Source organism: Streptomyces hawaiiensis, from assembly GCF_004803895.1.
GTDB classification, from domain to species: domain Bacteria; phylum Actinomycetota; class Actinomycetes; order Streptomycetales; family Streptomycetaceae; genus Streptomyces; species Streptomyces hawaiiensis.
In genome coordinates, this window is sequence record NZ_CP021978.1 from 1,078,876 (window position 1) to 1,098,951 (window position 20,076).

The 20,076-nt window shown below is 72.0% G+C and carries 18 protein-coding genes; 7 read left to right on the top strand and 11 right to left on the bottom strand.

Annotated elements, in window-relative coordinates; all coding sequences use genetic code 11:
• The first annotated feature begins 611 nt into the window (after positions 1 to 611).
• Both CEB94_RS05035 and CEB94_RS05040 read left to right on the top strand, forming a co-directional pair.
• On the top strand, positions 612 to 818 hold the full coding sequence (locus tag CEB94_RS05035; protein WP_175431002.1) for a heavy-metal-associated domain-containing protein: 207 nt from the start codon (positions 612 to 614) through the stop codon (positions 816 to 818).
• A 3-nt stretch (positions 819 to 821) separates the two neighbouring features.
• A complete protein-coding gene (locus tag CEB94_RS05040; protein WP_175431003.1) occupies positions 822 to 3,071 on the top strand; it encodes a heavy metal translocating P-type ATPase in 2,250 nt (749 codons plus the stop codon).
• Between the two features lie 39 nt (positions 3,072 to 3,110).
• Here CEB94_RS05040 and CEB94_RS05045 read toward each other — a convergent pair whose 3' ends face one another.
• The gene (locus CEB94_RS05045; protein WP_175431004.1) at positions 3,111 to 3,767 is read right to left on the bottom strand and encodes a class I SAM-dependent methyltransferase; all 657 of its coding nucleotides are present in this window, start codon (positions 3,765 to 3,767) and stop codon (positions 3,111 to 3,113) included.
• 136 nt (positions 3,768 to 3,903) lie between these two features.
• Here CEB94_RS05045 and CEB94_RS05050 point away from each other — a divergent pair, with 136 nt between their 5' ends.
• Positions 3,904 to 4,605, top strand: coding sequence for a phosphatase PAP2 family protein (locus tag CEB94_RS05050; RefSeq protein WP_175431005.1), 702 nt, complete (start codon positions 3,904 to 3,906; stop codon positions 4,603 to 4,605).
• An 82-nt stretch (positions 4,606 to 4,687) separates the two neighbouring features.
• Here the strand turns inward: CEB94_RS05050 and CEB94_RS05055 are convergent, their stop codons facing one another.
• The 7 genes from CEB94_RS05055 to CEB94_RS05085 form a co-directional block, all read right to left on the bottom strand.
• On the bottom strand, positions 4,688 to 5,281 hold the full coding sequence (locus CEB94_RS05055) for a hypothetical protein (RefSeq protein ID WP_175431006.1): 594 nt from the start codon (positions 5,279 to 5,281) through the stop codon (positions 4,688 to 4,690).
• Positions 5,282 to 5,286: 5 nt separating this feature from the next.
• Positions 5,287 to 6,147 (bottom strand): carbohydrate ABC transporter permease, encoded by an 861-nt coding sequence (locus CEB94_RS05060; protein WP_175431007.1) that lies wholly within the window; start codon positions 6,145 to 6,147, stop codon positions 5,287 to 5,289.
• Positions 6,144 to 7,082 carry a carbohydrate ABC transporter permease gene (locus tag CEB94_RS05065; RefSeq protein ID WP_175431008.1) on the bottom strand — a complete coding sequence of 313 codons (939 nt, stop codon included), beginning with the start codon at positions 7,080 to 7,082 and terminating at the stop codon, positions 6,144 to 6,146. Before CEB94_RS05065 ends, CEB94_RS05060 begins: the two co-directional genes overlap by 4 nt.
• Positions 7,079 to 8,359, bottom strand: a complete 1,281-nt coding sequence (locus CEB94_RS05070; RefSeq protein WP_175431009.1) for an ABC transporter substrate-binding protein — start codon at positions 8,357 to 8,359, stop codon at positions 7,079 to 7,081. The genes CEB94_RS05065 and CEB94_RS05070 overlap by 4 nt, the downstream gene beginning before the upstream one ends.
• A gap of 72 nt (positions 8,360 to 8,431) precedes the next feature.
• Complete coding sequence (locus CEB94_RS05075) at positions 8,432 to 9,196, bottom strand: cupin domain-containing protein (protein WP_175431010.1); 765 nt, start codon at positions 9,194 to 9,196, stop codon at positions 8,432 to 8,434.
• The gene (locus tag CEB94_RS05080) at positions 9,190 to 10,116 is read right to left on the bottom strand and encodes a DUF6807 domain-containing protein (RefSeq protein ID WP_175431011.1); all 927 of its coding nucleotides are present in this window, start codon (positions 10,114 to 10,116) and stop codon (positions 9,190 to 9,192) included. The genes CEB94_RS05075 and CEB94_RS05080 overlap by 7 nt, the downstream gene beginning before the upstream one ends.
• Positions 10,113 to 11,228: a Gfo/Idh/MocA family protein gene (locus tag CEB94_RS05085; protein WP_175431012.1), complete on the bottom strand. Its 1,116-nt coding sequence runs from the start codon at positions 11,226 to 11,228 to the stop codon at positions 10,113 to 10,115. The genes CEB94_RS05080 and CEB94_RS05085 overlap by 4 nt, the downstream gene beginning before the upstream one ends.
• A gap of 333 nt (positions 11,229 to 11,561) precedes the next feature.
• Between CEB94_RS05085 and CEB94_RS05090 the strand changes: the two genes are divergently transcribed.
• Positions 11,562 to 13,157 (top strand): alpha/beta hydrolase, encoded by a 1,596-nt coding sequence (locus CEB94_RS05090; protein WP_175431013.1) that lies wholly within the window; start codon positions 11,562 to 11,564, stop codon positions 13,155 to 13,157.
• An 80-nt stretch (positions 13,158 to 13,237) separates the two neighbouring features.
• Here CEB94_RS05090 and CEB94_RS05095 read toward each other — a convergent pair whose 3' ends face one another.
• From CEB94_RS05095 to CEB94_RS05105, 3 genes are all read right to left on the bottom strand, one after another.
• Positions 13,238 to 13,729 carry a hemerythrin domain-containing protein gene (locus tag CEB94_RS05095; RefSeq protein ID WP_175431014.1) on the bottom strand — a complete coding sequence of 164 codons (492 nt, stop codon included), beginning with the start codon at positions 13,727 to 13,729 and terminating at the stop codon, positions 13,238 to 13,240.
• Positions 13,730 to 13,821: 92 nt separating this feature from the next.
• Complete coding sequence (locus tag CEB94_RS05100; RefSeq protein ID WP_175431015.1) at positions 13,822 to 13,992, bottom strand: DUF5670 family protein; 171 nt, start codon at positions 13,990 to 13,992, stop codon at positions 13,822 to 13,824.
• A gap of 112 nt (positions 13,993 to 14,104) precedes the next feature.
• Positions 14,105 to 16,003: a CASTOR/POLLUX-related putative ion channel gene (locus CEB94_RS05105; protein ID WP_175431016.1), complete on the bottom strand. Its 1,899-nt coding sequence runs from the start codon at positions 16,001 to 16,003 to the stop codon at positions 14,105 to 14,107.
• Between the two features lie 294 nt (positions 16,004 to 16,297).
• Between CEB94_RS05105 and CEB94_RS05110 the strand changes: the two genes are divergently transcribed.
• The 3 genes from CEB94_RS05110 to CEB94_RS05120 all read left to right on the top strand — a co-directional run bounded on the left by CEB94_RS05110 (position 16,298) and on the right by CEB94_RS05120 (position 20,075).
• The gene (locus tag CEB94_RS05110; protein WP_175431017.1) at positions 16,298 to 18,319 is read left to right on the top strand and encodes a flavin monoamine oxidase family protein; all 2,022 of its coding nucleotides are present in this window, start codon (positions 16,298 to 16,300) and stop codon (positions 18,317 to 18,319) included.
• Between the two features lie 236 nt (positions 18,320 to 18,555).
• Positions 18,556 to 19,539, top strand: coding sequence for a Bug family tripartite tricarboxylate transporter substrate binding protein (locus CEB94_RS05115; protein ID WP_175436895.1), 984 nt, complete (start codon positions 18,556 to 18,558; stop codon positions 19,537 to 19,539).
• A complete protein-coding gene (locus tag CEB94_RS05120) occupies positions 19,536 to 20,075 on the top strand; it encodes a tripartite tricarboxylate transporter TctB family protein (protein ID WP_175431018.1) in 540 nt (179 codons plus the stop codon). The genes CEB94_RS05115 and CEB94_RS05120 overlap by 4 nt, the downstream gene beginning before the upstream one ends.
• Position 20,076 lies beyond the last annotated feature (1 nt).

A 20,076-nucleotide genomic window follows, 5' to 3' on the forward strand; every position in this document is an offset into this window, starting at 1 on the left:
GCCGTCGGCGGCCCGGGTGGGGTGCAGATGGCGGTAGGTGACCAGGTCGCGTGACGCGACGATGAGGTGCAGTTCCTTGTCGTGCTCGCGCTGGTAGGCGGTGACCGCGCGGCCGTCGGCGTCCCGGACGGTGAAGCGCAGGTCGGCCTGTTCGCCCGCGGTGACGCGCGAGGTCCGGAGGTCGAGCGTGTAGCCGCCCTCGGAGACCTGCAGTCCGCCGGCCGGGGGCGTGTCGTGCCCGCCGTGGCCGCCGCCCCCTGTCGTCTCGGGCGCGGGCCGGGTGTGTTCGTCCTCGTGCTTCGGGGGGCTGTCGGCGACGACGGGGCCGACGCCCTGTCCGACGCCGTAGGCCGCGCCGAAGGTCGCTGCCAGGGCGGCGGCGAAGGTGGTGATCCTCAGTCCGGTGTTCATGGCCGTCGGCTCCTTCAGATACCGGGCCTCCCGCTCGGATGCGGGGCCTCCATGCACTTCACCATACCCCTGGGGGGTATCTAGTCAAGTGGTTCTCGTGTTTGCATCCTATACCCCTAGGGGGTATACATGAAGTCGGCGGGTGGATACCCCCGCCCCGTATTCTCCGCATCTGTTGATCCACTCAGAGGAGGCACCCGATGCCCGCCACCACCTACGCCGTCTCCGGAATGTCCTGCGGCCACTGCGAGGCCACGCTGACCAAGGTCATCGGCGAGCTGGACGGGGTCAGCGGTGTCGAGGTCGACCTCGGCAACGGCCACGTCACCAGTGCCGCCGAGCCCGAGGACGCCCTCATCGCGGAGGTCGTCGACGAGGCCGGCTACGAGCTGACCGGGAGGGTCTGAGCCATGAGCACCGGTACGACGACCGGCACGGGCGCCGAGGTGGAGCTCGCCATCGGCGGCATGACCTGCGCCTCCTGCGCGGCGCGCATCGAGAAGAAGCTCAACCGCATGGACGGGGTCACCGCCACCGTCAACTACGCGACGGAGAAGGCGAAGGTCAGTTACGCCGGCGACGTCTCCGTCGGCGACCTCATCGCCACCGTCGAGGCGACCGGGTACACGGCGCGGGAGCCCGCGCCCCCCGCGGAACAGACCGACGCGGGCGAGGCCGCCGACGAACTGCGGTCCCTGCGCGAACGGTTGGTCACGGCCGTGGTGCTGGCGATTCCCGTCGTGGCCATGGCGATGATCCCGGCGTTGCAGTTCGAGTACTGGCAGTGGCTGTCGCTCACCCTGGCCGCGCCCGTCGTGACGTACGCGGCGTGGCCCTTCCACAAGGCGGCGTTCACCAACGCGCGGCACGGCGCGGCCACCATGGACACGTTGATCTCGGTGGGCACCTCGGCCGCGTTCCTCTGGTCGCTGTGGGCGCTGTTCTTCGGTACCGCGGGCACGCCGGGCATGACGCACCCCTTCGAGCTGACCATCGAGCGCACGGACGGCGCCGGGAACATCTACCTGGAGGCCGCCGCGGGCGTGACCGCCTTCATCCTGGCCGGACGGTATTTCGAGGCCCGCGCCAAGCGGAAGGCGGGCGCGGCGCTGCGGGCGCTGCTGGAACTGGGCGCGAAGGACGTCACGGTGCTGCGGGCCGACGGCCGTGAAGAGACCGTGGCGGTCACGGAGCTGAAGACCGGCGACCGCTTCCTGGTCCGGCCCGGCGAGAAGATCGCGACGGACGGGACGGTCGTCGAGGGGTCCTCGGCGGTGAACGCCTCGATGCTCACCGGCGAGTCCGTGCCCGTGGAGGTGGGCGCGGGCGACCCGGTCACCGGTGCCACGATCAACGTCGGCGGGCGGCTCGTCGTGCGGGCCACGCGGGTGGGTGGCGACACACAGCTGGCCCGGATGGCGAGGCTGGTGGAGGACGCGCAGAACGGCAAGGCCACCGCGCAGCGGCTCGCGGACCGGATCTCCGCCGTGTTCGTGCCGGTGGTGATCGCCCTCGCGCTGGGCACGCTGGGCTTCTGGCTGGGCAACGGGGCAGGGCTGACGGCCGCCTTCACCGCGGCGGTCGCCGTCCTCGTCATCGCCTGCCCGTGCGCCCTGGGTCTGGCCACGCCGACCGCGCTGATGGTGGGCACCGGGCGCGGCGCCCAGCTCGGCATCCTCATCAAGGGCCCGGAGGTCCTGGAGTCCACACGCCGGGTCGACACCGTCGTCCTCGACAAGACCGGCACGGTCACGACCGGCCGTATGACGCTGCTGGCCGTGCACACCGCCGAGAGCACGGACGAGGCCGAAGTGCTGCGGCTGGCCGGGGCGTTGGAGCACTCCTCCGAGCACCCGATCGCCCGGGCCGTGGCCGATGGGGCTCTGGAGAAGCTGGGCGCGCTGCCCACGCCGGAGGACTTCGCCAACGTGCCCGGACTCGGCGTGCAGGGCGTCGTCGAGGGCCACGCGGTGCTCGTCGGCCGGGAGCGGCTGCTGGCCGACTGGGCGATGGAACTGCCGGAGGGCCTGGCCGGGGCGAGGGCGGCGGCCGAGGACGCCGGCCGTACGGCCGTCGCGGTCGCGTGGGACGGCGAGGCGCGTGCGGTGCTGGAGGTGGCCGACGCGGTGAAGGACACGAGCGCGGAAGCGGTCGGCCGGCTGCGGGCGCTCGGCCTCACGCCGATCCTGCTGACCGGTGACAACGAGGCGGTGGCCCGTTCCGTCGCCCGTGAGGTGGGCATCGAGGAGGTCATCGCCGAGGTGCTCCCGCAGGACAAGGTCGACGTCGTCAAGCGGCTCCAGGCCGAGGGGCGGTCGGTGGCGATGGTCGGCGACGGCGTCAACGACGCGGCGGCCCTCGCCCAGGCCGATCTCGGTCTGGCCATGGGCACCGGCACCGACGCCGCGATCGAGGCCGGCGACCTGACCCTCGTGCGCGGCGACCTGCGGGCCGCGGCGGACGCCATCCGGCTCGCCCGCCGCACGCTCGGCACCATCCGCTCCAACCTGTTCTGGGCCTTCGCCTACAACGTTGCGGCCCTGCCGCTGGCCGCGGCCGGCCTGCTCACCCCGATGATCGCCGGGGCGGCGATGGCCTTCTCGTCGGTCTTCGTGGTCGGCAACTCACTGCGGCTGCGCACGTTCCGGGCCACTGGCTGAAGGGCCGGCGGCTGAAAGGCCGGCTGAAGGGACGGCGGCTCAGCGGTGGCGCCACACCAGCGTGTAGCGCCAGAGCAGACGGCGGCGCAGGCGGACGCCGGGGAGGACGGCCCGGGCCTCGCGCGCGATCTCGGTGAAGGTCAGGTCCGCCGGACGGGTGCGGGCGGTCATCGAGACCGGGCGGGGCGCCGGGCCGCCCCGGTTCTTCAGCAACGCCATGACGATGTTGAGCGGGACCGACGCGATGCCGAGCAGGTGGTCGACGGTGGTCCGCTCCCGGGCCACGCCGACGATCACCAGGGTCCCACCGGGCGCCAGATGGTCGCGGAAGGTCTCGAGCGCCCGGGTGAAGGGCAGATGGTGGACGACGGCGACACAGGTGATGACGTCGTACGACCGGTCACCGAGCCCGGTCAGCGCGTCGGCCGTCGTGTACGTCACCAGGGCCGCCGCCGGGGTCAGTTCCCGCGCCCGGGCCGTGATCCGCGGGTCGGCGTCGATCCCGTGCACGCGCCGCGCCCGGCCGGCCAGCAGCCGGGCCAGGTCGCCACTGCCGCAGCCCACGTCCACGGCGCTGTCCACCCGCTCGGGGAACTGCCGCAGGATCCAGCGGTGGAAGTGGGCGTTGTGGTCCCAGGGACGAGTGGCGTGGAACCGCTCGAGTGCGCGCAGGACCCGGTGGAGCAGAGATGACATGTGCTCAGTGTCCCGGCTCACCAGGGTGGCCGTCGGCCGTCCGGGCACTCGGGAGGTACCGGCTCACAGGGGCGCCGAGCGTGCGCCGGGCGTGAGCCGGTACCTTGCTGAGGAAGGCCACTGCGGGGAGAAGCACATGACCGATCCGACGACCACCGACGCGGACGTCCCCCGTCCGCTCCAGAACGCCCGGGACCGCGCGGGCGGCCGCGGCCGGCTCCTGGGCGCCGTGTTCGGCGATCTCAGGGCCGTGGACGGCGCCTTGTACGCGGCGGTGGCCGCCACCCCCACGCCGACCCTGGACCGCACGCTGCGCCACCTGTCCCACGCGGCCGATCACTCCAAGATCTCGTTCGCCATCGCCACCGCCCTGGCCCTGGGCGGGAAGCGGCCGCGCAAGGCCGCACTCGTCGGCGTCGGCGCGATCGCCGTGGCATCGGCCTCCGCCAACCTGCTCGGCAAGCGCCTGGTGCGGCGCGCGCGGCCCGACCGGGAGGCGGCCCGGGTGACGGTGGACCGACACGTCAAGATGCCGACCTCGGCGTCGTTCCCGTCGGGGCACACGGCGTCGGCAGTCGCGTTCGCCACCGCCGTCGGCGTGGTCCTGCCCCCCGCGGCGGTACCGCTCGGGGCGCTGGCGAGCGCCGTCGGCTACTCCCGCGTCCACACGGGCGTGCACTACCCGGGCGACGTGGCGGCCGGCGCCGTCCTCGGCATCGCGAGTGCCGCTGCGGCCCTGGCGGCGGCAGCGGCCACCCCGTCGGCGAGGACACAGGCCCTGCTCACGGCGGCCCGTTCATGGCCGCGGATCAGCATCGGCGGCACCCTGCGCGGGTGAGTCGTGGGCCGACCGGGCGCGGAAGCCCACCCCCGCGCCCGGCGCCCCCGCAGTGGCGCACCGCCGCACGAGCACCCCCCTGCTAGGGAAGAAGCACGGCAGCGGACCGGCGTACGTCGACCGCGGTCAGGGCCAGGGCCAGTGGCCCGGGGGCGAGGAAGGCCAGCGGCAGCATCATCCACGCGCACAGCGCGGCCGTCACCAGGGCGAGCAGGACCAGGCCGCTGCCGCCCACGTCCGCGACGGCGTCCCGCCCAGCCCCGCGCACGGCCGCACCCCAGTCGGTGAGGGACTCGGGGCGCCCGCAGGCCCGCAGGCCGATCACCGCCGCACACGCGCCGATCACCGCGGCGGTCACCGCGAACAGCGGCGCCCCCGGCAGCCCGGCCCCGGCCAGCGCCAGGTCGGCGGCGAACAGCAGCAGACCCGCCAGGGCGACGGCTCCCGCCACCAGGTCGCCGGCGCGCAACCGCCGCCGCAGCAGGGCGAAGTACCGCCCCGCCGTGACGGGCTGGTCCTGTCCCGCGCCGCGCAGCACGGCGCACGCCGTAGACAGCGCGGCCGGGAACGTGACCAGGGGCAGACAGGCCGCGGCGGTGGCGAGTCCGACGCTCAGCACGTCGGCGAAGAGGGTCATCCGCGGGCCGAACACCTCGCCCGCCTCGCGTGTGGGCATCCCGCTCACCCCTTGAGTCCGGAGCTGGCCATGCCCTCCACCAGGAACCGCTGGAAGGCGAGGAAGAACAGCACGATCGGCAGCAGCGCGATCACCGACAGGGCGAACATCGGGCCGAACGCGGAGGTGCTGGAGGCGTCCACGAAGGAGCGCAGCGCCAGGGTGATGGTGAACTTGTCCGGGTCGAAGAGGTAGATGAGCTGCGTGAAGAAGTCGTTCCAGGTCCAGATGAAGGTGAAGATGGCGGTGGTGATCAGGGCCGGCCGGGTGAGCGGCAGCACGACCTGGAAGAAGCTGCGGAACGGGCCGCAGCCGTCGATCCTGGCCGCCTCCTCCAGTTCGCGCGGCAGGCCGCGCATGAACTGCACGATGAGGAACACGAAGAACGCCTCGGTGGCGAGGAACTTCGGCAGGATCAGCGGCCAGTAGGTGTTCACCAGGCCGAGCTGGTTGAAGATGATGTACTGCGGGATCAGCACCGCGTGGTGCGGCAGCATGATCGTGGCGATCATGAAGGCGAACAGCGGCCCGCGCAGCCGGAACCGCAGCCGCGCGAAGGCGTAGGCGGCGAGCGAGCAGCTGATGACGTTGCCGAGGACCGCGCCGCCCGCGATCAGCAGGGAGTTGCCGAGCAGCCGCCAGATGGAGACGTCGTTGACGCCGTCCAGGGCGGTCTTGTAGTTGGACCATTCCAGGTGGCTGGGCAGCAGGTTCAGGCTGGCGATGACCTCGTCGGCGGGCTTGAGCGAGGTGGCCAGCAGCCAGGCCAGGGGGTACAGCATGACCAGCAGGGCGGCCAGGCAGCCCGCGTGCAGGGCGACGCGGCCCCACCGGACGGGCTTGCGGGCAGCGGTCGTAGAGGTCACCGGTCCCCCTCGGAGGCGTAGAAGACCCAGGAGCGCGAGGTGCGGAACAGCACCGCCGTCACGACGCCGATCACGAGGAGCAGCACCCAGGCCATGGCGGAGGCGTAGCCCATGTGGGAGGCGACGAAGCCGCGGTCGTAGAGGTACATGGTGTAGACGAGGGTGGAGTCGGCAGGCCCGCCCTTGCCCGCGCTGACCGCGAAGGCGGGGGTGAACACCTGGAAGGCCTGAATGGTCTGCAGGACCAGGTTGAAGAACAGCACCGGGGACAGCATCGGCACGGTGACGGCCACGAACTGCCGCCATTTCCCCGCTCCGTCGACCGCCGCCGCCTCGTACAGTTCGGCGGGGATCTGCTGGAGCCCGGCGAGGAAGATGACCATCGGCGCCCCGAACTGCCACACCGTCAGCAGGGCCACGGCCAGCAGTGCCCAGCCGGGCTTGTTGACCCAGCCGCCGGTGCCGAGCAGGTGGTCCACGGTGCCGCCGTCGTTGAAGATCGCCCGCCAGACGAGCGCGATGGACATCGACGCGCCGAGCAGGGACGGTGCGTAGAACGCGGAGCGGTAAAAGCCCTTGCCACGCTTCATGCCCTTCAGCGCCATGGCGACGACGAGGGCGAGGGCCAGCTGGAGGGGCACGGCGACGACGACATAGGTCAGGGTCGTCACGACCGAGCGCCAGTAGCGCGGGTCCTCGGTGAACATCTGCACGTAGTTGCGCAGGCCGACCCATTTCGGCGGGTTGAACAGGTCGTAGTCGGTGAACGACAGGTACAGCGACACGGCCATCGGCAGCAGTGTCAGGACGATCGCGCCGAGCACCCAGGGCGAGAGGAACACCCAGGCGGCGCCCTCGCGTTCACGCTTGGGGCGGCGCTTCGGGGCGGCGGCGGGGGCGCGTTTCGCCTCCGCGGGGATCGCGGTGGTGGTCATGACCTCAGCTCCGCCTTCGCCTCGGTGACGTAGTTCTCGGCCGCCTCGCGGGGTGACATGCGCGCGTAGGACACCTGGTCGTAGTCGCGCTGGAAGGTGCTCTGCAGGGCGTTGTCGCCCGAGGGCGGCGCCTGGGGCGGGTCCTTGAGCTTGCCCTCCAGGGATGCCTGGTAGACGGCGATGGTCTTGTCGAAGTCCTTCAGCCGCGGGCCGATCTCGTCACGGATCGTCTCGTTGACGGGGATGCCGCGGCTCGCACCGAGGATCTTCGCGGCCTCCCGGTCGTTGATCATGAAGTCGACGAGCTGCGCCGCCTCCTTGGGATGGCCGGTGTTCGCCGAGACGCCGAGGAACATCGACGGCTTGAAGTACTGGCCGGGTGTGCCGTCCTCGCCGGACGGCATGGGCGCGAGGGCGACGCCGGTCGGTACGAGGGCGAGGAAACCGCTGGCCGGGGCGTCCCAGTTGGCGTCGGTGACGGACTCGCCGCGCCCCAGGGGGGTGTTCTCGACGGAGCCGTCGAGCTGGGTGGTCTGCTCGGCGGGCGAGACGGCGCCCTCGCGGCGCAGCTGGTCGGTGAAGGTCCACCAGCGGGTGAGGTCGTCGGTGGTGAAGCCCAGTCCTCCGTCCTCGGTGTAGAGGGCCTTGCCCTGGCCGCGCAGCCAGACCTCGAAGGCGTCCTCGCTCTGGCCCGGGTCGGTCGCCCCCGGTTTGCCGGTCTTCTTCGCCAGGGCGCGCATGGTGTCCGCCCACCGGCTCCAGGTCCAGCTCCCGCCGGGCAGGGGGACGCCCGACTTCTTCCAGGTCCGCACGTCGTAGGCGACGGTCTCGGTGCCGCGGCCCTGCGGGATCGCGTACTGGACGTCGTCGACGCGGCCGGTGGCGAGCAGGCCCTGGTCGATCTCGGAGGTGCGCAGGACGGCCTTCTGTTTCGCCAGGTCGAGCAGGACGCCGCCGGAGGCGTACTGGTCGATCTGGCGGTAGTCCAGCTGCATCACGTCCGGGGCGTCACCGCCGGCGGCCTGGGTGGCGAGCTTCTGTTTGTAGGCGTCGTAGCCGGAGAACGACGTCGTCACGTCGACGTCGGGGTGCTGTTTCTCGAACAGCGCGACGGCCTGCTCGGTGCGTTCCGCGCGGTCGGGATTACCCCACCACGTGTAGCGCAGCACGACCTTGCCGCCGGCGGACTCCCCGGTTCCTCCGCAGCCCGCCAGCAGGGCACACAGTGCCAGTGCGGCGGCCGACGCGCAGAACCTCTTTGTCCTGTGTCCGGGCATGCCGAAGTCGCTCCTCTCCACGGAGTTTCGGTTGAGCCCCCTCAGGTCCCCCCGCTGCCGGTCCCCCTGCCGCTACTCCGCGTGGTACGGCAGCGTGGTGCCGGGCAGCGTGTACTCGTCGCGCCGGCCGCACATGCCGAAGCCGCCGAGCCGGGTGGGCGCGGCCTCGTGGGCGGTGGCTTCGCCGAGGTGGACGGGATCGCCGTCGGCCAGGGCGGCGAGCTGGGCGCCGGTGCGCCGCGCGGTGGCCAGGGCGCCCTCCCGCCACAGGGTCTGCCAGGTGGGCACCTTGTCGCGCACGATCCGGGCGGCGGCCCGCTGGAACTCCAGGTACGGGCCGTTGTCGCCGGCGACGAGGGCCTCGCGCAGGACGAGGTAGCCCTCGACGGCGAGGTCCCTGCGGCGCCGGGCGGCAGCCGCCGTCTCCGGTCCGGTGCCGGGCGGCAGGGCCGCGGCGGCGGCGTACCGGTCGGGGTCGGCGAGCACCTCGGGCGGGAAGGTGAACACGGCGTCCCCGGCCTCGGGCAGGCCGCTGTTCTGCATCAGGACGGTGATGCGCAGATCGCCGCCCTGCACCATGCGGTGCACGGTGCCCGGCGTGAACCAGGCGAGGGATCCGGCTTCGAGGGGGATGTCCCGGTAGCCGTCGGGGCTCAGCGTCTGGACCGCGCCCCGGCCGCCGGTGACGACGTACGCCTCCGTGCACACCAGGTGCAGGTGCGGGCTGCCGCCGCAGACGCCGTCGGCGGCCTCCCAGTCGTAGGCGCTCAGGTGGGACAGGCCGATCGCGCCGGGCAGCGGGTGCGCAAGACCCGCCGGCTCGGGTTCGCTCACCACGTCAGGCCCTTCAGGTGCGCACCGACCCGGTCTCGGTCCCAGGCGCCGTCGGCGACGACGATGCGGTACCGGTACCCGAAGGACTCGCCCGGCGGCAGCTCGAACTCCTCGAAGAACGCCCAGGAGAACGCGACCGTCGGGAAGGGCTCGGAGCGGACGAACCAGTGCGACTCGTGGACGGGGGACGTCTCGTCGAGGTTCTCGGGCGCGTGCGCGAAGACCAGGGTGGAGTGGCCGTCGACGTCGTCGTGCTCGGTGGTGAAGGCGAGCCAGGGGCCCTGGGTGCCCATCAGCTTGCCCGCGTCGGCGTCGGTGTCCGGGGCGAAGACCGTGCCGCCGGTGAAGTCGCGCGGGCCGCGCCACTGGAGTCCGGTGTAGCCGGCCATCTCACGTCCCGCGGTGGTCGGGGAGCCGAAGGCCAGTGGTTCGGAACGGGTGTTGGTGAGGCGGATCGACCAGTCCAGCGCCCAGGAACCGGCCTCCTCGTCCACCGAGTGGACGGTCAGGCCGCGCACCTCGCGCGCCCACTCCTCGCCGCCGTTCTCGATCCAGGTGAGGTTCTCGGTGACGCTGAGGCGGTCGTCCTCGACGGTGAAGTCCGGGAAGCCGTCGTGCCGCATCGAGCCGACGCGCTCGGGCAGGGGCAGGTAGCCCTGGCCGTGGACGTAGCAGTTGCCGCCCCAGAAGTTTTGGCCGGACAGATGGCTCGCGGTCATCTGCAGGCCCTTGTGCCAGCGGTGGTCGTTCGGGCGGTAGCCGGTGACCGTGCGGCCCGAGAGCGTGCGCACGGGGTGGGCGTAGGGCTTGCGGGACTCGAAGGGGTCCGGGTCGGGGCGGTAGACGTAGCGGAGGATCTCCGTGCCGTTCGCCGCAGTGACGGCGATGTCCTCGCCGTGCGTGTGGGTGACGCGGATGGTCATGCGCGCTCCTTGGGGGCCCAGTCGGGGTACTCGCCGTGCATGGCCTCGTAGAAGGGGTCTCCGGGGACGATCTCCCCCGCGTGCACCGAGCGGCCGGTGAACGCCGCCTTGTACAGGGCGGCGGCGAACTCCAGCGTGGTGCGGGCGTCGCGGCCGCTGCCCGGGGGCCGGGTGCCGGTGTCGTAGGCGTCGAGGAGGGCGCCCAGCTGGGCGGTGTGCGAGCTGGGCACGTCGGCCGCGGGGGTGCGCCAGGCGGTGGCCCGCTCGGAGGCGACGTGCGGGGCCGGGGTGTAGGCCCAGCTGTCGTTGCTGTGGCCGTACAGGTGGGTGAGCTCGACCGTGGCGTCCGCGCAGTCGACGCGGATACGGCTCACCTCGTCCGGGGACAGCACGCTGTTGACGACCGTGGCGAGGGCGCCGCTCCTGAAACGCACCAGGGCGGTGGAGACGTCCTCGCTCTCGGTGTCATGGACCAGCCGCGCGGCCATGGCCCGGATTTCCTCCCACTCCCCGAGCAGGTGCAGCAGCAGGTCGAACTGGTGGATGCCGTGGCCCATGGTCGGGCCGCCGCCCTCGCTGGCCCACTTCCCGCGCCACGGCACCGCGTAGTACGCGGCGTCCCGGTGCCAGGTGGTCTGGCAGTGCGCGACCAGCGGGGCTCCCAGCTCGCCGCTCGTGATCAGCTCGCGGGCGTGCACGGCGCCGGATCCGTAACGGTGCTGGAAGACGACCGCGGCGTACGCGCCGGAGGCCTCCTCGGCGGCGGCGATCTCGTCGTACTCGGCGAGCGACAGGGTCAGCGGCTTCTCGCACAGCACCCAGGCGCCCGCCTTCAGCGCGGCCACCGTCTGGTCGCGGTGCAGGGAGGGCGGGGTGCCGATGAGGACCAGATCGGGGCGTTCGGCGTCCAGCATCGCGTCCACCGAGGTGTACCCGGCGACCTGCTCACCGGCCGACTCGCGGAAGGCGTCGAGGCGCTCCTGATCCACGTCGACGGCGGCCACCAGTTCCACCCGGTCGGAGTGGGCCCGCAGCGCGGGCAGATGGCTACCGCCGACGATGGCTCCGGTGCCGACGACGGCCACACGGCGGCGGGTGGGGGACAAGGACATGCGGCGCTCCTCGGACAGCCGGCGGACACACGCTTGGAAAGCGCTTGCACTCGAAGGGACCCTAGGCGCGAGAGAATGTCTGGACAACCCCCCTGCGGCGACCTGCACAAGGTCTGCCCGAGCATTGTCCCAGCTTGGGGCAGAGATTCGAGTGGTTGCCCCCACCATGGAAACGTCATTCCCCCGCTTCTTCGCTGGAGCTGACCCCGCTTCTTCGCTGGAGCTGACCCCGCCCCTTCCCTGGAGCTGACCCCACCACGAACCGGCTGCCGACCGGAGTGACCGGGCGGCGGGCCGTCCCTACCGTTCTGTCGCACAGCACCCCTCTCGGGCATGTCCCTGCCAGCCCATCGAAGGGACGTCCGCGACAGAAAGGACACCCACGTGTTACCCAGCTCCTCGGGAACCGCGACACGAGCCACCCTCGCCCTGACGGCCGCCGCCCTCGTCTTCACGGCACTGCCCGCCACGGCCGAGGCGGCCTCGGACCCTCTCACCCGCTATCACCGGCAGCACCTCACCTGGAAGAGCTGCGTGCTCGGGCCGGACGACACGACCGGCGAGGAACTGGAGCAGGCGGGCGCCCGCTGCGCCGACGTGACCGTACCGCTGGACTACTCCGCCCCCGGCGGCCGGACGATCACCGTCGCGATCTCCCGGATCAGCGCCACCGACGCCGGCCGCCGCGTCGGCCCCCTGCTCCTCAACGGCGGCGGTCCCGGCGGGCCTTCCCTCAGCGACCCGCCCTGGGTGAGCGGGGCGATGAGGGACGTCGCCGCGCGGTACGACGTGGTGGGTGTGGACCCCCGTTTCATCGGCCGCAGCACCCCGCTGGACTGCCGCTGGCCGACCGGCTCGGCCTGGCGCGGAGCGGGTGAGGACCGGGCCGCCTTCGACCGTATGGCGGCGTTCTCCAAGGGCCTCGCCGACCGGTGCCGCACCCACGCGGGGGACACGCTCCCCCACGCCACCACGCGCAACACCGCGCGCGACATGGACGTCGTCCGGGCCGCGCTCGGCGAGCGGCGGATCTCCTACCTGGGCTACTCCTACGGCAGTTACCTCGGCGAGGTGTACGCCTCGATGTTCCCGGGCCGCACGGACCGGGTCGTCCTGGACGGTGTGATCGACCCGGACCGCTACAGTGCCCGGCTGCTGCGGGGCACCGAGGGGGCCAACCGCCACGCCCTGCGGGGATGGGCCTCCTGGGCCGCCGCCCGTGACGCGACCTACGGACTGGGCCGTACGCGGGGCGAGGTGCTGGCCACCGTGGAGCGCGTCCGGGTCGCCGCCGCCCGCACGCCGCTGCGGCTCGGCGGCCACCGGCTGGACGAGCACGTGATGCCGATCGTCGTCCTCAACGGCCTCTCGCAGCACAACGACACCGCCTACGCAGACTTCGCCCAGGGCGTGCGGGACATGCTGCGGGCCTCGCGGGGGCAGCGGGTGCCGCCGTCCCCGTGGCTCGCCGGAGTGCTCGAGTTCGTACTCACGGGCACCGACTCCCCCTACGGCAGTGCGCAGACGGCGATCGTGTGCGGCGACAACGCCGCGCCACGCGATCCCGAGGTCTACTGGCGCGACGTCCAGCGCACCCGCGCCGGGGAGCCGCTGTTCGCGCCCGTCACGGACAACCTCGGCCCGTGCGCGTTCTGGGACCGGCCGCGCGAGCGTCCGACCAGGATCCGGGGCGACCTGCCGGCCCTGCTGGTGAACGCCACCGGGGATCCGCGCACCCACTACGACGCTGCCGAGGCCGTGAGGGACATGTGGCCCTCCTCGCGCCTGATCACCCTGAAGGGGGCCGATCAGCACGCGGTGTACGGCGTCTACGGGTCCGCGTGCGTCGACGACGCGGTGAACGCGTACCTCGCGACGGGGCGCCTGCCGGCGCGGGACATCGGCTGCGCGGCGACCGACAGGCCCTAGAGGTGTGCTGCCCCGGGACAGCAACCGGCCCTGATGGTCACCGCCCGCGAGCGGTGGCCATCAGGGCCGGCACGGTCGAGTCAGGACTCGACGATCTTGCGTACGTTCTCCACGGAGCCGCAGCCGGACTTCAGCTGACGCTCACGCTCCTGTGCGAACGCAAGGCCGAGCTCTTCCCGCCGGTCCATGGCCACGTTCTCCCGCGCGCCGTTGAGGATGGTGCGCTCCTCCTCGTCGGCGTGGTGGGTGACGGCCTCCACCAGCTCCTCGAGCTTCGAGTCCCACTCCTCGGAGCCGACCTCCTCGACCTGGAGGAGCTCCAGGAGGGCCTCGTTGCCCTCGTCGTGCTCGTGCTCGCCGTGCTCGACCTCTTCGTCGTCGATGTTCTTGTACCGCTTCAGCGCCGGGTAGACCTTGGCCTCCTCGGCCTGCGCGTGCGCGATCAGCAGGTCCGCGAACTCCTTCAACGCGCCCGCCCGGTCGTCCTCGACGCTCCGCATCCGACGGAAGAGGTCTTCCATGCGCCGGTGGTCCTGAAGAATGAGTTCTACGACGTCTTTCGTATCGGCCATGGAAAAGGAACGCCTTTCCTTGGAGAGAATCGGGTCACTGTCGTTTACCCCATTCCTGACGTTTTTCTCGCCACAGACGGCGGTCCGCCGCTCTACCAGCGATACCAGCGGCCCCTACGGCCGCCACTGTCCGCGCTGCGCAGCACGAAGCCGAGCAGCCACGCGACCAGCACGATCACCGCGATCCACCACAGGGCCTTCAGTGCGAAGCCCGCACCGAAAAGAACCAGAGCCAGCAGCAGGACGAGAAGCAGGGGAACCATAGTTATCAACCTCCGCTCCCTCTGGTGCCCCGCGCCCAGGGGAACACACAGCCGAATCTCCGTGTTTTCTTCACTTGTTCAGGGGCACCTGGAGCGCTTTTGCCCGACCGTCTCAGTCCTCGCCGACGACGATCACCTCGTCCCCGGCCGTCCAGCGGCGTCGCCCGGCCTTGGGCGGGTTGATCCGAACGCCGTAGCCCGGACTCGTCGACGCGTCCTCGTGGCTCCGGTAGCCGATGGCGCATTCGCCGCGCTGACGTGCCGCGGCCACGACGGTGGCGAAGGTCGTCTCACACCCGGGCAGCACGTAGTCGCCGGCCGGCCGCAGGCGGATGCCGGTGCCGTCGGCGGAGAACAGCTCCTCGAACACCGCCGCGAGGTGCCGGTTCTGGGAGATCTGCGCCATGAGCAGGCCGATGAGCTTGCCGCTGATGATCACGTCGGCGCCGGGGCCCAGGGGGGCCAGTGCCCGGTTGCGGTCGTCGACCAGTTCGGTGACGACGGGGAGTTCGCGCCCGGAGGCTTCCTCCAGCCGGCGCAGCAGCAGGAGCGTGACGAGCGTGCGGTTGTCGGGTTCGTCCGGCGGCTGCCCGGGAGCGGGGTCCTGGCCGAGCACGATCACACTGTCGTAGGAGTGCACGTCCAGACCCTGCAGGGTCTCCGGACGGGTGACGTCACCGGGGTGCAGGGTCAGGGCCAGATCGGTGCCGTGGCGCTCGCCGGCCTCGCTCACCTGCCGGACCGTCACCTCGTCGGCGTCCGCGACCACGTCGACGGCTGATCCCGGCCGGGCGCGGCGGCGCAGCTGGTCGACCATGAGCGGCGCTCGCCGGTTCCAGCCCAGCAGCAGGACCCGCTCCGGCCGTGCGGGCGTCGCGGGGCCGGACGCCATCGCCGCCTTCTCGACCGAGTCCGCGCAGTCGGCCGGCCAGACCGTGTCGTCGTCGCGGGAGATGACGACGAGCAGATCGTCCTCGGCGAGGGGCGTGTGCGGTGGCGGGTTCAGCACAGGGGTGTCGCCGCGTACGATCCCGACGACGCTCGACGTCGGGTAGGACAGCAGCGCGTCGCCGAACGGGCGTCCGGTCAGGGTCGGTTCGGCGACCAGGTAGAACTCGTCGCCGGCGAAGTCGAGGAGCTCCTGGTGGACGAGGGAGAGCCCGGGGCGGCGGGCGGCCTGGACGATCAGCCGGGCGGTGACGGTGTCGCTCTCCAGGACCACGCCGCCCGGTCCGGCGGCGAGAGACGCGGCCAGACGGTAACGGTCGTCCCGGACGGCGGCGACGACGGGAGGGCGGGCCCCCTCCCCCGGCAGGGCCGCCCGCAGCGCCAGCAGCGTCTTGACCACCTCGGCATCGGCGTCGGGCTCGTCGCGTGGCAGGACCAGCACGACTCCGGCGGTCGCCGGGCTGGTCAGGGTGAGCACCGCCGGGTCGGTGGTGGGGCCGCTGCGGCAGATCAGCCGCGTACGGCCCACGGGACCCACCTTGGTGCTCAGGGCCTCCTCCATGGCGGTCTTGTCCCGGTCGGCCAGTACCGCCACCGCAGCACGCCGCTGGTTGGCGTTGGCTGCCACCAGTTCGCTCACCACTGTGAAGACCTGCTCCGACCACCCCAGGACCACGACGTGTCCCTGTTCGAGCACGGTGGAACGGCCCCGTCGCAACGCGGTGAGCCGCTCCGTGAGCGCCGTCGTGATCAGGCCGACGAGCGTCGAGACGTACAGCAGGGCGACCAGGGCGAGCAGCACCGACATGGTCACGCGCAGCGGTGTACCCGTGGCGCCGCCCAGCCGCAGGGTCTGGCCGGTGAGGTGCCACACCGCCGCCAGCCGGTCCGGCAGCGACTGCGGCGCGTCGGGGTCGGTCCACACCACCACCGCGCTGGCCGGGACGACGACGGCCAGGCACAGCAGCGCCATCCAGCCGACGATCGCCGAGGCGCCACGGGCCAGCGTGCTGTCGAACCAGTAACGGGCCCGGTCACCCAACGGAGCGCGACGCTGCGCCACTCTTCCCCCTCCGTCGCCCCGCACTCCTCCGCGGCCGGTCGGCGCCGCCGCGTACGCGATGCGCCGGGTCGACGGCCGGTCGGAGAGGACGGATGTGCATCCGCATGTCGCAGTGTGCGGGCTCGGTCGCGGTGGCAGGCGCGGTTCCCTCCGCATTCATTCCTTCGGGTTGCGCGCAGTCGCCGAGGCAGGCGGACCGCTGTGACGTCAGGGTTTGCGGCCGGCTTCGCTCCTTCGGGTCAACGCCCGGGCGAAGGGCGGCGCCCGGGCCGGACCGCCACTACAAAAGCCGCCATGACTGAAGATCATGCGATGGCGCACTCGGACGGCGGTCTCTCCCGGCGGAGTTTCGCGGCGGTGGCGGGCACGGCCACGGTGGCGACGGCCCTGACCGGCGGTACCGCCACGGCTCTGCCCGCGCCGGCCACGCCGGCCAAACCGGCCGCCCCGGCCGCCCCGGGTGACAGGCGCGGCGCCGACGTCGACAGATGCCTCGCCGTCGCCCGCGCACTGCTCGTCCTGGACTCCGACAACCGTCCCCTCGTACCCCGTTACCAGCGCGTCCTCAAGAAGGGACTGCCGGCTCAGCGCCGCACACGCACCAGGAACGTCCTCGTCATCGGCGCCGGTCCGGCCGGGCTGGTCGCCGCCTGGCTGCTGAAGAAGGCCGGTCACCGGGTGACCATCCTGGAAGCCAACGGCAACCGCGCGGGCGGACGCATCAAGACCTTCCGCAGCGGCGGTCACGAAGACGCCGAGCAGCCCTTCGCCGATCCCCGCCAGTACGCCGAGGCGGGCGCGATGCGCCTCCCCGGCAGCCACCCCCTGGTGATGGAACTCATCGACCAGTTCGACCTCGAGAAGCGGCGCTTTCACTACGTCGACGTCGACGCCGACGGTCGTCCCGCCGGCCGCACCTGGATCCACGTCAACGGCATCCGCGTGCGGCGCACCGACTACGCCCGCGCGCCCCGGCGCGTGAACCGGTCCTTCGGCGTTCCCAAGGCCCACTGGGACACCCCGGCCGCCGCCATCCTGCGCTCCGCACTGGACCCGGTGCGCGACGAGTTCAGCTACGTCAACGCCGATGGCAAGCGGGTCGACAAGCCGCTTCCGGAGCGGCTGCGGGGCTGGGCCCGCGTGGTGCGGCGGTTCGGTGACTGGTCGATGTTCCGCTTCCTCACCGAGCACGCCGGACTGGACGAGCGGACCATCGACCTGATCGGCACCCTGGAGAACCTCACCTCACGCCTGCCGCTCTCCTTCATCCACAGCTTCATCGGCTCCTCCCTCATCAGCCCCGACACACCGTTCTACGAGTTGGAGGGCGGCACGGCCGTACTGCCCGACGCCCTGCTGGAACGCGTGCGCGAGGAGGTGCGGTTCGACCGCCGTGTCACGCGCATCGAGTACCACCACCCCGATCGCCCTGCTCCGGAGGCCGGCCACGTCCGGAGCAAGGGCCCGCAGGTGTGGGTGGACACCGTGTCCGAGGGCCGCGGCGGCCCGGTCGTACGCGAGCAGTTCACCGCGGACGTCGCCGTGGTCACGGTGCCGTTCTCCGGTCTGCGCCACGTACAGATCGACCCGCCCCTGTCGTACGGCAAGCGCCGCGCGGTCAGCGAACTGCACTACGACTGCGCGACCAAGGTGCTGCTGGAATTCAGCCGCCGCTGGTGGGAGTTCGACGAAGCCGACTGGAAGCGCGAGCTGAACGCCGTCGACCCGGGGCTGTACGACGCGTACCGCACCGGCCGCGCCGCCGGGGACGGCAGCCTCCTCGGCGCCCACCCCTCGGTGCCCGGCGGGCACATCACCGCCGGTCAGCGTACCCACTACGCCGCCAACCGCGCGAGCGCGCGCGACCAGCCCGAGGCGGCCGGTGTCGTGGGCGGCGGTTCGGTGTCGGACAACGCCAACCGGTTCATGTTCCATCCCTCCCATCCGGTTCCGGGCAGCCCTGGGGGTGTCGTGCTGGCCTCCTACAGCTGGGCGGACGACGCGCTGCGCTGGGACTCCCTGGACGACGAGGCGCGTTACCCGCACGCTCTGTGCGGTCTCCAGCAGGTCTACGGCCAGCGCGTCGAGGTCTTCTACACCGGCGCGGGACGTACGCAGAGCTGGCTGCGCGACCCTTACGCCTATGGGGAGGCGTCCGTGCTGCTGCCCGGTCAGCACACGGAACTGCTCCCGGTCATCCCCGTGCGTGAGGGGCCGTTGCACTTCGCCGGTGACCACACGTCCGTCAAGCCGGCATGGATCGAGGGGGCCCTGGAGTCCGCCGTGCGGGCCGCCCTGGAGATCCACACCGCGTAGGGGGCACTGAGCCGCCACGTATGCGATGGCCCTGGCGCGCCGGCGCCGGGGCCATCCGCTGGTCGCGGTGCGGGTTCCGCCGTCGTGCGGGCGGCCGGTTACCGCAATGACCACAACCTCCGTTGGTTCCGCAAGCGAGACAGGGCGTCGGCGCCCGGGCACCATGTGGCCCACGTCACCCTCCCCCACAGGGCGTATCCCTACCCGCAACGACGTACCGACAGGTGGTGGCACTCGTGCGCCTGCGCACTCCCCTCGCCCTGCTCGGGGCCGCCGTGCTCGTGCTCGTCGGACCGCCGCTGCTGACCGCCGGCAGCGGATCCGAGACCGGCACACAGATCCCGGGCCTGCGTTTCATGGTCCCCAACACGCCCGGCGGAGGCTACGACATCACGGCCCGCACGGCCGCGAAGAACGCCGAGGACGCCGGACTCACCCACAACATCGAGGTGTTCAACCTGCCCGGCGCCGGCGGCACGGTGGGCCTGAGCCGGCTGGTGAGCGAGCACGGCAACGGCAAGCTCGCCATGTCCATGGGCCTCGGGGTCGTGGGCGCCGTCCGCTCCAACGACGCGCCGAAGACGCTCGGCGACACCACACCCATCGCCCGGCTCACCGAGGAGCAGGACGTGGTGGTCGTGGCGAAGGACTCGCCGTACAAGACGATCGACGACCTGATCGGCGCCTGGAAGGAGAACCCGGGCAAGCTCCCGGTGGGCGGCGGCTCCTCCCCCGGCGGGCCCGACCATCTCGCGCCGATGCTGATGGCCAAGGCCGCCGGGATCCCGCCGAAGCAGGTCAACTACATCCCCTTCGACGGCGGCGGCGAACTGCTCGCCTCGATCCTCGGCAACAAGGTCGCCTTCGGTGTCTCCGGCGTCGGCGAGTACCTGGACCAGATCAAGGCGGGCGAGCTGCGCCTCCTCGCGGTCACCGGCCCGGAGCGCGTCGAAGGGCTGGACGCGCCCACGCTGAAGGAGGCGGGCTACGACGTGAACTTCACCAACTGGCGCGGCATCGTCGCCCCGCCCGGACTCAACGACGCCGAGCGCGACAAGCTCGTGAAGCTGGTCGAGGAGCTCCACGACTCGGACGAATGGCAGAAGTCCATGCGGCAGAACGGCTGGGACGACGCCTTCCTCACCGGTGAGAAGTTCGGCGCGTTCCTCGACGCCGAGGACAAGCGCGTGGTTTCGGTGCTGAAGGAGCTGGGACTGTGACGACACAGACCGACATTCCGCCCGCCGAGACCGGCGGTGAACGGCGCTCGTGGCTGCGCGAGCACTCCGAACTCGGCGTGTGCGTCCTGCTGCTGGCGCTGGGCGTCCTCGTGCTGACCGACGCGCTCACCATGGACGTCGACATCGCCCAGCGCGGCCCGGTCGGCCCGAAGACCGTGCCGGTCGTGGTCGGCGCCGGTCTGCTGGTGATCGCCGCCCTGCTCGCCCTGGACGTGCTGCGCGGCGGCCGGGGACAGGCCGAGGGCGGTGAGGACGTCGACCTGTCCGAGCCCGCCGACTGGCGCACCGTGCTGCTGCTCGCCGGGGTGTTCCTGGGCGCGGCCGTCCTGATCGAGCCGGTCGGTTTCCCCGTCGCGGGCGCGCTGCTGTTCTGGGGCGCGGCGTTCGCGCTGGGCAGCCGCCGGACCGACCGCGATCCGCTCATCGCGGCCGGGCTCTCCCTCGTGACCTACACGGTCTTCAACAACCTGCTCGGAGTGCCCCTGCCCGGCGGTCCGCTGATGGGAGTGCTGTGAC

Excerpts from the sequence above, each read along its gene's own strand:
- CEB94_RS05035 (WP_175431002.1), top strand. The coding sequence starts at position 612 with ATGCCCGCCACCACCTACGCCGTCTCCGGAATGTCCTGCGGCCACTGC.
- CEB94_RS05050 (WP_175431005.1), top strand. The coding sequence starts at position 3,904 with ATGACCGATCCGACGACCACCGACGCGGACGTCCCCCGTCCGCTCCAG.
- CEB94_RS05095 (WP_175431014.1), bottom strand. The coding sequence starts at position 13,729 with ATGGCCGATACGAAAGACGTCGTAGAACTCATTCTTCAGGACCACCGG.
- CEB94_RS05110 (WP_175431017.1), top strand. The coding sequence starts at position 16,298 with ATGACTGAAGATCATGCGATGGCGCACTCGGACGGCGGTCTCTCCCGG.
- CEB94_RS05085 (WP_175431012.1), bottom strand. The coding sequence starts at position 11,228 with ATGTCCTTGTCCCCCACCCGCCGCCGTGTGGCCGTCGTCGGCACCGGA.
- CEB94_RS05045 (WP_175431004.1), bottom strand. The coding sequence starts at position 3,767 with ATGTCATCTCTGCTCCACCGGGTCCTGCGCGCACTCGAGCGGTTCCAC.
- CEB94_RS05040 (WP_175431003.1), top strand. The coding sequence starts at position 822 with ATGAGCACCGGTACGACGACCGGCACGGGCGCCGAGGTGGAGCTCGCC.
- CEB94_RS05100 (WP_175431015.1), bottom strand. The coding sequence starts at position 13,992 with ATGGTTCCCCTGCTTCTCGTCCTGCTGCTGGCTCTGGTTCTTTTCGGT.
- CEB94_RS05090 (WP_175431013.1), top strand. The coding sequence starts at position 11,562 with ATGTCCCTGCCAGCCCATCGAAGGGACGTCCGCGACAGAAAGGACACC.
- CEB94_RS05065 (WP_175431008.1), bottom strand. The coding sequence starts at position 7,082 with ATGACCACCACCGCGATCCCCGCGGAGGCGAAACGCGCCCCCGCCGCC.
- CEB94_RS05080 (WP_175431011.1), bottom strand. The coding sequence starts at position 10,116 with ATGACCATCCGCGTCACCCACACGCACGGCGAGGACATCGCCGTCACT.
- CEB94_RS05055 (WP_175431006.1), bottom strand. The coding sequence starts at position 5,281 with ATGCCCACACGCGAGGCGGGCGAGGTGTTCGGCCCGCGGATGACCCTC.
- CEB94_RS05070 (WP_175431009.1), bottom strand. The coding sequence starts at position 8,359 with ATGCCCGGACACAGGACAAAGAGGTTCTGCGCGTCGGCCGCCGCACTG.